This window comes from Aromatoleum evansii, assembly GCF_012910805.1.
Classification (GTDB): Bacteria; Pseudomonadota; Gammaproteobacteria; order Burkholderiales; family Rhodocyclaceae; genus Aromatoleum; species Aromatoleum evansii.
In genome coordinates, this window is record NZ_WTVK01000102.1 from 1 (window position 1) to 10,739 (window position 10,739).

9 protein-coding genes are annotated in these 10,739 nt (G+C 69.5%); 4 read left to right on the top strand and 5 right to left on the bottom strand.

Annotated elements, in window-relative coordinates; all coding sequences use genetic code 11:
* Positions 1-123: 123 nt before the first annotated feature.
* Entirely contained in the window at positions 124-1,356 is a 1,233-nt protein-coding gene (locus tag GO615_RS26440; RefSeq protein WP_246262473.1) for a CaiB/BaiF CoA transferase family protein, read from the bottom strand.
* A 333-nt stretch (positions 1,357-1,689) separates the two neighbouring features.
* Here GO615_RS26440 and GO615_RS26445 point away from each other — a divergent pair, with 333 nt between their 5' ends.
* Genes GO615_RS26445 through GO615_RS26460 form a run of 4 tightly spaced genes read left to right on the top strand, consistent with a single transcriptional unit; the run spans position 1,690 to position 6,380 of the window.
* Positions 1,690-1,995, top strand: a complete 306-nt coding sequence (locus tag GO615_RS26445; protein WP_211167379.1) for a hypothetical protein — start codon at positions 1,690-1,692, stop codon at positions 1,993-1,995.
* Positions 1,996-1,999: 4 nt separating this feature from the next.
* Positions 2,000-3,511: a class I adenylate-forming enzyme family protein gene (locus tag GO615_RS26450; RefSeq protein WP_169132844.1), complete on the top strand. Its 1,512-nt coding sequence runs from the start codon at positions 2,000-2,002 to the stop codon at positions 3,509-3,511.
* An 11-nt stretch (positions 3,512-3,522) separates the two neighbouring features.
* Entirely contained in the window at positions 3,523-4,950 is a 1,428-nt protein-coding gene (locus tag GO615_RS26455) for a CoA transferase (RefSeq protein ID WP_169132845.1), read from the top strand.
* A complete protein-coding gene (locus tag GO615_RS26460) occupies positions 4,947-6,380 on the top strand; it encodes an amidohydrolase family protein (protein WP_169132846.1) in 1,434 nt (477 codons plus the stop codon). The genes GO615_RS26455 and GO615_RS26460 overlap by 4 nt, the downstream gene beginning before the upstream one ends.
* 15 nt (positions 6,381-6,395) lie before the next feature.
* Here GO615_RS26460 and GO615_RS26465 read toward each other — a convergent pair whose 3' ends face one another.
* Genes GO615_RS26465 through GO615_RS26480 form a run of 4 tightly spaced genes read right to left on the bottom strand, consistent with a single transcriptional unit; the run spans position 6,396 to position 10,597 of the window.
* Positions 6,396-7,427: an enoyl-CoA hydratase/isomerase family protein gene (locus GO615_RS26465; protein WP_169132847.1), complete on the bottom strand. Its 1,032-nt coding sequence runs from the start codon at positions 7,425-7,427 to the stop codon at positions 6,396-6,398.
* A gap of 3 nt (positions 7,428-7,430) precedes the next feature.
* Positions 7,431-8,300: a TIGR03619 family F420-dependent LLM class oxidoreductase gene (locus tag GO615_RS26470; RefSeq protein WP_169132848.1), complete on the bottom strand. Its 870-nt coding sequence runs from the start codon at positions 8,298-8,300 to the stop codon at positions 7,431-7,433.
* Between the two features lie 22 nt (positions 8,301-8,322).
* Complete coding sequence (locus tag GO615_RS26475; protein WP_246262474.1) at positions 8,323-9,477, bottom strand: acyl-CoA dehydrogenase family protein; 1,155 nt, start codon at positions 9,475-9,477, stop codon at positions 8,323-8,325.
* 1 nt (position 9,478) lies between these two features.
* Entirely contained in the window at positions 9,479-10,597 is a 1,119-nt protein-coding gene (locus tag GO615_RS26480) for an acyl-CoA dehydrogenase family protein (RefSeq protein ID WP_169132849.1), read from the bottom strand.
* Positions 10,598-10,739 lie beyond the last annotated feature (142 nt).

Sequence of the window (10,739 nt, forward strand, 5' to 3'; positions counted from 1 at the left end):
TACACCGTCTAATTCGTCGGCAGCGTCAGATGTGTATAAGAGCCAGGGATTGGTATCGAATGTGGCCGCGGGAATATCCGGAATTGACAGGGCCCGCGGCCGGCCCGTGAGGACTCAGGGGACTCAGCCGAAGGCCTTCTCCTGCGCGAGCGCGTCGATCGTCGCGGCGTCGTAGCCGAGCACTTCGCGCAGCACGGCCTCGCGTTGCTCGCCCACGGTGGGCGCGCGGGACGGGGTGGGCAGCGCCTCGCCTACGAACTGCACTGGGAAGCCGAGCATGTCGGCGCCGTGCGTCTCGTGCGGGATGAGCTTGAATCGCGCCCTGAACTGCGGGTCATCGACGATGTTCTGCGCGGTGTTGACCGGCGCGATCGGGGTATTGGCCTCGACGCCGAAGGCGAGCCACTGTTCTGTGGTGCGCGTCTTGAAAATGTCGCGCAGGATGGCCTGCAGCTCGCGGTTGCCGCGCGCGTGGTCGGCGTACCTGGAGCCGGGCCACTTGTCGAAGAGATCCATGCGGCCGACGCCGGCGCAGAAATTCTTCCAGAAGGCCTGCTCGGAGGCCATGAACAGCACGTGGCCGTCGGCCGATTCGTAGAGCTGGTAGCGCACGCCCTCCTTCATGCCGGCGGTGGCCACCGGGCGGCGCACCCAGTTGTCGGATTTGTTGCCGGTGACGACATCCTCGGGCCGCGCATAGGCCATGTGGCTTTCGCTGCGATACCAATCGAATGCGGCGGCGGCGTCGCTCTGCGCGAGCTCCATGAAGCAGCCTTCGCCGCTCTCGCGGGCGCGGATCACGGCGGCGAGCACGGCGAGGCCCCCGAACAGCGGCGCCGCGTTGATGCCGATGCCCACGTGCTCGGGGATGTGGCAGAAACCTTCGTCGTCATAGGCCGGCTTCACGATGCCGGCCCAGGTGTCGTAGGCGATGCCGTGCGAGGGCATGTCCTTGTATGGGCCGCTCATGCCGTAGCCGGACACGGTGATGAAGACGATCTTCGGGTTGATCTTGCGCAGCTCCTCGTAGCCGAGGCCGTATTTCGCGAGCGCGCCCGGCTTGGAGGCCTCGATGACGACATCGGCATCGCGCACGAGGTCGCGGTAGATGCGGCGCGCGGCTTCGGTCTTGAGGTCGAGCGCGATGCTCTTCTTGCCGCGGTTGAGGTGGTAGTGCATCAGCGACACCCCTTCGATGACCGGCCAGGTCATCTCGCGGATGTAGTCGCCGGCGGGGGTTTCGACCTTGATGATCTCGGCGCCCAGGTCGCCCAGGGCGGTGGTGATGGCGGCGGGGCCGAGGATCGAGCTTTCGACGATGCGCAGGCTGGCAAGCGGCGGCGTGGGCGTGTTCATGATGGGCATTCACCTCGTGATCCGGAACGGCTTTCCGGGGATGGCAAAGAAAGGGCGAAGCGAACCGAGCCGTGGCGGATCGGTCGTTGCAGTCACGATAGGGAATTGCAGAAAGGCGGTTTTCGGGCTTGCGTTTCTGATCGGGACATCGGCATTGCAATTCGGGCCAGTCAATTGTTTACCCGAAATCCATCGCCCAGAATCGCAGCACGATCAATGCGATGCAGCGCTCGGCCAGCTATTCCGGGCGGACATCGCGAATCCGATTCCATACCCCCCAGGTCCGCCCATCGGATGCGCGGAATTGGGCAAGGACAATCCGAAGGAGCTTCGATGAAAACCCTGAAAGCCGGAACGCGCCTGAAGAGCGCCGCGTGCGATACGGAAGTGATGGTGATCCGCACCCGCCCCGAGCCCGTACTGCTGTGCTGCGGCGGTATCGAGATGATCGCGATGGACGGCCAGAAGGCCGGCGAACCCGACGCGGCCTTCGCGAACGGAACCCTGGTCGGCAAGCGCTACGTCGATGAAGGCGACACGACCGAGCTGCTGTGCACGAAGGGCGGCAAGGGCAGTCTCGCGATCGACGGCACGCCGCTCGCCGTCAAAGAGGCCAAGGCATTGCCCTCTTCGGACTGAGCCCATGAACATAGTCATGGCCCTGGAGATGGCGGCCGAATGCCATCCCGATCGCATCGCCGTCACGTCCGGCACAAATAGTCTCACCTATGGCGCCCTGCTGCGTGCGGCACGCACGGCGGGCGCACAGGTACGCGACAGCGGCTGTCGCCATCTCGGCCTGCTCGACATCAACAGCCTCGCGGCCCCGGTGGCGATCTTCGCCGCGGCCTATGCCGGCGTGCCCTACGTGCCGATGAACTACCGCCTGACGCGGCCGGAACTGGAAGGGCTGCTCGCGCGCATCGAGCCGGCCTTCCTCGTCGCCGCGCCGGCTTATGTCGATGGGCTGAGCATGCCGGCGGGCAACCGCGTCGTGAGCGGCGGGGACTTCCTCGCGCTCGCGCAGAGTGACGCGCCCCCCGTCACGGAGGCGCCCGGTGCGCCCTCGGACGTCGCGGTGCAGCTCTTTACCAGCGGCACCACGGGCGCCCCGAAGGCGGCGGTGCTGCGCCACGAGAACCTGATGAGCTACATCCTCGGCACCGTCGATTTCGCCGGGGCGGACGAAGCCGATGCCGCGCTCGTGGCGGTGCCGCCCTACCACATCGCCGGCATCTCGGCGGTGCTGAGCTCAACCTATGCGTGCCGGCGCATGGTGCAGCTGCCCAACTTCGACGGCGCGACATGGCTCGATCTGTGCCGCAAGGAAGCCGTGACCAACGCCTTCGTCGTGCCGACGATGCTCTCGCGCGTGATCGAGCACTTGGACGCCACGGGCGAATCGGGCGCGCTCCCGGCGATGCAGGCGATCGCCTACGGCGGCGGCAAGATGCCTCCGCAGGTGATCGAAAAGGCGATGGCGGTGTGGCCCGCGGTCGACTTCACGAACGCCTACGGCCTGACCGAGACGAGTTCGACGATCTGCCTGCTGGGGCCGGACGACCATCACTTGGCCTTCACCAGCAACGATCCCGAGATCCGCCGCCGCCTGCATTCGGTCGGCAAGCCGATCGGCACGGTGGAGATCGCGATCCGGGGCGCGGACGGTCGGACGCTGCCGGCCGGCGAAATTGGCGACGTGTATGTGCGCGGCGGCCAGGTGTCCGGCGAATACCTGGGGGTCGGCAGCCTGCTCGATGCGGAGGGCTGGTTCCCGACGCGCGACCGCGGCTGCGTGGACGCCTACGGCTTCCTGTATCTCGACGGCCGCGCCGACGACGTGATCGTGCGCGGAGGCGAGAACATCTCGCCGGGCGAGATCGAGGACGTGCTCCGTCTACACCCGGCGGTCTCGGACGTCGCCGTCGTCGCGATGGCCGACGAGCAATGGGGCGAGGCGGTGGCCGCCGTGGTCGTGCCGCGCTCCGGCGCGGCGCCCGACACCGCCGAGCTCCAGGACTGGGTTCGGCAGCGGTTGCGTTCGTCGCGCGTGCCCGTGGCCATCCGCTTTCGCGAGGAACTGCCCTACAACGAGATGGGCAAGGTGCTGCGGCGCATGCTGAAGGACGACTTCCGCGCCACCGAACCCGCCTGAGCCCGACCGCCATGCGCCCCGCCCATCTCCTTGCCGGCCTGCGCGTCGCCTTGGAAGGGCGGGGCCATGCGAGCGATTACGCCCGCCTCCTGCTCGCGTCATTGGGCGCGGAGCTCGCACCGCAGCGCGACGACGACGGCGACGGCGACGGCGACGGCGACGCCAACGAGCATCCGGCGCTCGGATGGCGCCGCAGCGGCCTGATGGCGCTCACCGGGCGCGCCGCACGAGCGCCGCAGATGTGTCCCCTGCCACTGACCTCCTGCGCCGACGGCGCCTTGGCCGCCCTCGCCGCGCTCGGGCCGGGCCTCCATGTTGAGGCCGGCAGCGGCGCCGCCTTGCTGGGCGTGCGCGCTCGAATCGCCGGCCTGACGCGCCAGGGCGCCGTGTCCCCGGGCGGCACATGCCACCTGCTCGCCTGCCGCGACGGCCACATCGCGGTCAATCTCGCCCGTCCGGACGACTGGACCATGGTGCCGGCCTGGCTGGAGGCCGACTGCAACGGCGATTGGGACGCGATCGCCCCGTGGGTTTCCACAATGCCCGCGGCACAGTTGATCGAGCGCGCCCGCCTCCTAGGTCTGGCAGTCGCACTCTCGGCGCCCTCCACTCCGGCCCCGTGGCTCGAAGTCGCCGTGCCGTGCACCCCGGCTTCACCACGGAAGGCGGTAGGCACGGCCAGTGGGCCCCTCGTCATCGACCTGTCCTCGCTGTGGGCCGGCCCCTTGTGCGGCCAGCTGCTGCGCCAGCTCGGCGCCGCGGTGATCAAGATCGAGTCGCAGGCGCGGCCCGACGGCGCGCGGAATGGGCCCGCGGCCTTCTTCGATCTGCTCAACGCCGGCAAGGCGAGCGTGCAGCTCGACCTCGCCTCGCCCGCCGGACGCGCGCAGCTCGCGCGACTCATGGATCAGGCGGACATCGTGATCGAAGCGTCGCGGCCGCGCGCGCTCCGCCAGATGGGCATCGACGCGGAAGCGTGGCTCACCGCGCGCGCGGGTCGCAGCTGGGTCAGCATCACGGGACACGGGCGCGCGGAACCCCAGGCCGGCTGGATCGGGTTCGGCGACGACGCGGGCGTGGGCGCCGGTCTCAGCGAGCTGATGTATCGCGTCACCGGCGAGCAACTGATCTGCGGCGACGCGATCGGCGATCCGCTGACCGGCCTGCACGCCGCGCTGGCCGCCTGGGCGAGCTGGCGCTCGGGCGGCGGTCACCTGCTGGCACTGTCGCTCGCCAGCGTGTTGCGCCACTGCGCGAGCTTTGCCCAACCCGCGAGCGACGACCTGCTGCGCGACCGCCACGCCCGCTGGACGCGGGTCGCGAAGTCGCGCCGCGCACTGGCTCCGGCGCGCCTGCCTTTTGCGCCGGTCGGGGCGGCCCGTCCGCTCGGCGCCGACACCGCCGCGGTGTTCTCCGCGTGGCTGCGGCGGGCGGCATGAGTCACGCGGCGTCGGGTTCCCTGCTGATCCGCGACGCCGAACTCCTCTCGGGCGCGCGGGCCGACGTGCACGTCCTCAATGGACGGATCGAGCGCATCGCCGCGCATCTGACAGTGCACGACGGGGAGACGGTGATCGAGGCGCGCGGGCGGGCCCTGTGCGTCGGGCTCCATGACCACCATCTGCACCTCATGGCCCACGCTGCTTCGCTGGAATCGCTGCCCTGCGGCAGCCCGGTGATCGGCTGCGTCACCGGCTTTGCCGACCTGCTGCGCATGCGCGTGCGCCTGGAGAACCCCGCCGCGCCCGGCTGGATCCGCGGCATCGGCTACCACGAGGGCGTCGGGGGGCCGATCGACCGGCGCTGGCTCGATGCGGTGGCCCCGCAGGTGCCCGTCCGCATCCAGCATCGCAGCGGTCGCCTGTGGATCCTCAACACCTGCGCGCTGCGCCGGCTCGGAGTGGAAGAAGACGAGCGCGGCACGCCGCTCGAACGCATTGACGGCCGGCTGACCGGTCGCCTCTACGACGGCGACGACTGGCTGAGGACGCGCCTCGCCGGCACCTACCCCTCACTCGCGCGCACCAGCGAGGCACTCGCCCGGGTCGGCGTCACGGGTGTCACCGACGCCGGCCCGCGCAACGGACGCGGCGAATTCGCGCATTTCGTCGCCGAACGACGGGATGGCCGCCTGCAGCAGGACGTGCTGGTGATGGGTAACGGCGAGCTCGACGGCCTGCCGGATGCACGCGGCGTGAAGGTCGGCCCGACCAAGCTCTATCTGCGCGACGCGGATCTCCCGCCCTTCGAGTCCTTCTGCGACGCGATCGCCCGCAGCCACGCCGCCGGGCGGCCGGTCGCGATCCATTGCGTGACGCGTGCCGAACTGTTCTTCGCTGCCGCCGCGCTGCAGCAAGCCGGCCCCCTGCCCGGCGATCGCATCGAGCACGCCTCCGTCACCCCGCCCGAGGCGGTCCCCCTGCTCCGGGAACTGCGCGTCAGCGTGGTGACCCAGCCGCATTTCATCCTCGAACGCGGCGACCGCTACCTCGAGGAAGTCGAGCCCGACGACCAGCCGTGGCTCTATCGCGGCCGGGGTCTTGCCGCGGCGGGCATTCCGCTTGCCGCTGGCAGCGACGCGCCTTACGGCGAGCTTAGTCCCTGGCTAGCGATGTCCGCCGCTACGCAGCGCCGCACGCGCGAAGGTGCGATTCTGGGTGCGGACGAGGCGCTAACGCCCGCCGAAGCCCTCGCACTGTTCTGCAGTCCCGCGCATGCGCCGGGCGGTGCGCCGCGGCGGGTCGAGGTCGGAGCGCCCGGCGATCTGTGTCTGCTCGACCGGCCTTGGGAGGCCGCGCTGGGCGACCTCGCGGCGGTCGGGGTGGAGGCGACGATCAAGGAGGGGCGGGTTATCTGGCGGCGCCCGTGAATCTAAGCAGAAAGGCTAGTCGACGATCTCGTCCACCAGCCCCCACGCCAAGGCCGTCGCCGCGTTGATCCGCCGTCCCGACAGCACGAGCCACGCGGTGCGTTGTCGGCCGATTCGCCGCGGTAGGCTCACGCAGCCGCCTGCGCCGGGGATCAGCCCGAAGCGCAGTTCCGGCAACTGGATGAAGGTGTTGCGCGCCGCACGGATGCGTCCGGCAAACGCCGGCAGTTCGATCCCCGACCCGATGCAGGCGCTGTGCAGATGCGCCGTGACGCGGGACGCGCAGCGGATGAGTTCGGCCGCGGGCAGCCGCAGGCTGCGCACCGCGTGCGCGGAAGCGGGGTCGGGCGCGGTGCCGAACTCGCGCAGGTCGCCGCCGCTGCTGAAGCACGCGCCGGCGCCGGATAGATGCACTTCGCGCAGGGACTCCTCGGTGGCCGCGAATTGCAGGGCCTCGACCAGCGCGTCGCGCATCTCGACGGACATCGGATTGCGGTTTCGCGGACGGTTGAGCGTGATGTCGAGTCGTGAGCCGTCACGCGCGAGCAGCACGGGCGGACCGTCCTCGATCGGCGCCCGCCCGGGCTGCGGCGGATTCGCTTGCGACCACGCTGCGAATTCTGGGCCGGCCTGCAGGGTCGCATAGGCGAGCGATTCGACGACCAGTGCCTGCGCCGCCGGCATTCCTTGCGTGGCGCGCAGCACCTGCACCAGTGTCATCGCCGCGATGGGCGCGGTGCGGATATTCGCCGCAAGATCATCCAGCTCCACGACACTGTCGACCAGCACATCGCAGGCATCGCTGAGTTCGTCGCCACGGGATGACTCGTCCCGGCGATCACCGTCGAGCAAACCAATCACGGGACACGGCTGCCGCACGAGCCATGCGGCCAGTCGCCTCCGCTCCGCTTCCGGCGCGGAAGTCGTCACCCGGACGACGAGGTAGGGCTGTTCATCGAACGGCCCCGCCGCGGCGCCCCCAACCGAGGCGAGCGCGAGCCGGCCGAGTTCGTCCGAGGTAAGGATGCGGTGGCCGGCGCCCGACATCGCTCAGTCCATCTTCGCGATGACCTCGTCGCCGAAACGCCGGATCGCGTCGAGCTGGCCCTGCAGGTCCGTCGGGTCGCTGCGCACGTCCCAGGGCAGCACGCCAGCATCGGTGACGCCGACCTCCGCGAGGCGCTTGAAATCATCCACCGTACTCGCGGCGAAATCGATGCCGTGGAACTGGAAGTCGCGCCCTAGCGTGCCGAACTCCGCGCGGTAGGCGTTGAGTTCGGCGATCAGGTCCTTCAGCGTCGGCAGGTCGGTGTTGGCGGACACCCAGCCGTCCCCGAGGCGCGCCGCACGCCGCAGCGCGGGCTTGCTGTGGCCGCCGATCAGGATCGGCACGGGCTGTTCGGGCACCGGGCGCATGCGCAGCGGACCGAAGTCGTGATGCTTGCCGTGGAACTCGAAGAACTCGCCGCTCATTGCGCCGCGCAGGACGGCGATGCATTCGTCCATCAGCTCGCCGCGCCGCTCGAAGTCGGCTCCGTTGTAGATGAAGTCCTCCTTCCACGGACTGAGACCCGCGCCGAGCGCGACGCGCCCGTTCGACATCACGGAGAGCGAGCTCAGCAGCTTGGCGAGAATCAGCGGCTGGCGTACCGCGACTTTCAGCACGCCGGGATAGAAGCGGATGCGCGACGTGACGGCCGCCATCATCGACATCGCGACGAAGGGCTCGATGAAGTCCGAATGCTCCAGATACTGCCGGATCGCGCTCGTCTCGGCGTAGGGATAGTCGGATTCGGTCAGGCGCGGGAAGAACAGGCTGTCCGGGATGGAGAGCCAGCTCCAGCCGGCGGCTTCCGCGGCCTGGGCGATCGCCGTGTAGTTGCGGTAATTGCTGAAGCCCAGTTGCAGCACGAAACGCATCGGAATGTCCCCTCGGATCGCGTCAGCGCGGCATGGCCAGCGCGCGCTCGGCGATGATGTTGAGCTGGATCTCGTTGGTGCCGGCGTAGATCGTGTCGGCGCGCGAGAAGAAGAAGACCTGCTGCAGGCGGCGCACCGCATCGTCGTCGGAGCGCACGTCGCCCGTCGCGCCGAGCACGTCCATCGCGAGCTGGCCGAGGTCGCGGTGCCAGTTCGACCACGCGTACTTGTACATCAGCGATTCGGGACGGACGGCGCCGCTGCAGCCCGCGAGCATGCGCAGCGCGTTGTGGCGCAGCGCCCGCAGGCCGATCCACGCGTCGGCGATGCGTTCGCGGATGGCCGGGTCGAAAGCCTGACCGATGGAGATCGCCACATCGACGACGAGCTGCATCTCGTGCACGAAATGCATCTGCTGACCCAGCGTCGAGGCGCCGCGCTCGAAGCCGAGCAGGGCCATCGCCACGCGCCAGCCCTCGCCGGGCTTCCCGACGACGCAACCTGCATCGGTCGCGGCGCCGTCGAAGAACACCGCGTTGAACTCAGCCTCGCCGGTCATCTGGCGGATCGGCTGGATCTCGATGCCCGGCTGGTCGAGCGGCATCAGCAGGAAAGTCAGTCCTTCGCGGCCCACCGAACCGGGCGTGCTGCGTGCGATCACAAAGATCCAGTCCGACTCATGCGCGAGCGAGGTCCATACCTTCTGCCCCTGCACGCGCCAGACGTCGCCGTCCTGCCAGCAGCGGGTGGAGATCGCGGCGAGGTCAGAGCCGGCGCCCGGCTCGGAATAGCCCTGGCACCAGAATTCGCGCCCCTCGCGGATGCCGGGGAGAAAGCGGCGCTGCTGTTCGGACGTACCCAGTTCGATCAAGGTCGGCGCGAGCAGCGTCTCGCCGATGTGCCCCATACGGCCGGGACCGCCGGCGCGCACGTATTCCTCGTGGAAGGCGAGCTGAAGTTCCAGCGGCAGGCCGCGCCCGCCATGCGCCTGCGGCCACGCCGCTCCCACCCAGCCGCCTTCGGCAAGCTTGCGCTCCCAGGCCTTGCGCAAGGCGGGGAAGGCTTCCTCGTCGCCCGGCCCGCCGCGATGGCGCAGGCACGCGAATTCGCCCTTCAGTTCGCCAGCGAGCCAGCCGGCAACCTCGGCGCGGAATTGTGTTTCGGTCATCACGTCCATGTCAGGCAAGGTCCAGAAGTTGGCTGGCGACGCGCTCGCGCCAGCGGTTGGCAGTGCCGAGCCACTGGCTGCCCCATTGCGCGCGCTTGAAGTGCAGCTGGGGGTCGTATTCCCAGGTGAAGCCGACGCCGCCGTGCAGCTGCACGGCCTCCTGCGCGCAGTAGCGGTAGGCATCCGACGCCAGCACACGGGCCACGGCGACTTCGCAGGCGAGGCTCTCCGCGTCGTCGCCCAGGTCCGCCACGATCGCGGCAACGCCGCGCACCGCCGAGCGCGCGGTTTCGAGGCGCACCATCATTTCGGCGCAGCGGTGCTTTACTGCCTGGAAGCCGGCCACCGGGCGGCCGAACTGCACGCGCTCCTTCGTGTAGGAGACGGTCATGTCGAGGCAGGCCGCCGCCCCGCCCACCTGCTCGGCGGCCAGCTGCAGCGCGGCCAAGGCGACGGTGCGCGAAAGCCCCTCGTCGAGCGTTCCGGCAGCGTCGACGCGCGCATCCGGCGCCAGATGCACGTCGCGAAAGCGCCAGGCGCATTGCGGACGCGTGAGATCCCACACGTCGAGCGGGGTCCGTTCGACGCCGGGTGCGTGCGCGGAAACATGAAAGAGGCCGAAGCCCTCGTCGGTGCGCGCCACGACAAAGGCCATCGCGGCATTGCCGTCGTCGAGCACCTGCGCCGCTTCGCCGCTCATCACCCACCCTTCGCCGTCGCGCCGGCACTCGACGGCGATCGCGTCCGGCGACCACACGAGGCCGGGCGCGAGGATCAGCGTCGCGCTGACCTCACCGCTCGCGAGTTCCGGCAGGAAGCGTTCGCGGGCCGCCGCATTGCCCGCCTCGAGCAAAGCGGTCTGCGCGAGCACCACGCTCGTGAAGAAGGGCGCGCGGATCAGGCGGCGTCCCATCTCCTCCATCAGGAGCGCGAGCTCGATCGCTCCCATGCCGAGTCCGCCGAATTCCTCGAGCACCTGCACCGCCGGCCAGCCCAGTTCGGCGATGCGCCGCCACAGGCCGGCATCCTCCTCGGGCGGCTTGCGGGCGTTGGCAAATTCGGCGACGAAGGCGGCCGCCGTGTCCTGCAGCGCGACCTGCTCGTCCGATAACAACAGCGCGTTTTCCATTGGCTTTTCCGTGCCTCGCCTCGTGGATCTTGATGGGGCGATTCTCTCGGCGGGCAGGGAGGGACACATCATCCAATGGGACTATTGGCACGCGCCGGCCGCCCCTCTCCGTCCGCTGGCCGAATTTGAATCACGCCCCGCC

What these genes read in the sequence shown, in the direction of transcription:
- GO615_RS26460 (WP_169132846.1), top strand. Translation starts at nt 4,947, where the DNA reads ATGAGTCACGCGGCGTCGGGTTCCCTGCTGATCCGCGACGCCGAACTC.
- GO615_RS26445 (WP_211167379.1), top strand. Translation starts at nt 1,690, where the DNA reads ATGAAAACCCTGAAAGCCGGAACGCGCCTGAAGAGCGCCGCGTGCGAT.
- GO615_RS26475 (WP_246262474.1), bottom strand. Translation starts at nt 9,477, where the DNA reads ATGGACGTGATGACCGAAACACAATTCCGCGCCGAGGTTGCCGGCTGG.
- GO615_RS26450 (WP_169132844.1), top strand. Translation starts at nt 2,000, where the DNA reads ATGAACATAGTCATGGCCCTGGAGATGGCGGCCGAATGCCATCCCGAT.
- GO615_RS26455 (WP_169132845.1), top strand. Translation starts at nt 3,523, where the DNA reads ATGCGCCCCGCCCATCTCCTTGCCGGCCTGCGCGTCGCCTTGGAAGGG.
- GO615_RS26465 (WP_169132847.1), bottom strand. Translation starts at nt 7,427, where the DNA reads ATGTCGGGCGCCGGCCACCGCATCCTTACCTCGGACGAACTCGGCCGG.
- GO615_RS26480 (WP_169132849.1), bottom strand. Translation starts at nt 10,597, where the DNA reads ATGGAAAACGCGCTGTTGTTATCGGACGAGCAGGTCGCGCTGCAGGAC.
- GO615_RS26470 (WP_169132848.1), bottom strand. Translation starts at nt 8,300, where the DNA reads ATGCGTTTCGTGCTGCAACTGGGCTTCAGCAATTACCGCAACTACACG.
- GO615_RS26440 (WP_246262473.1), bottom strand. Translation starts at nt 1,356, where the DNA reads ATGAACACGCCCACGCCGCCGCTTGCCAGCCTGCGCATCGTCGAAAGC.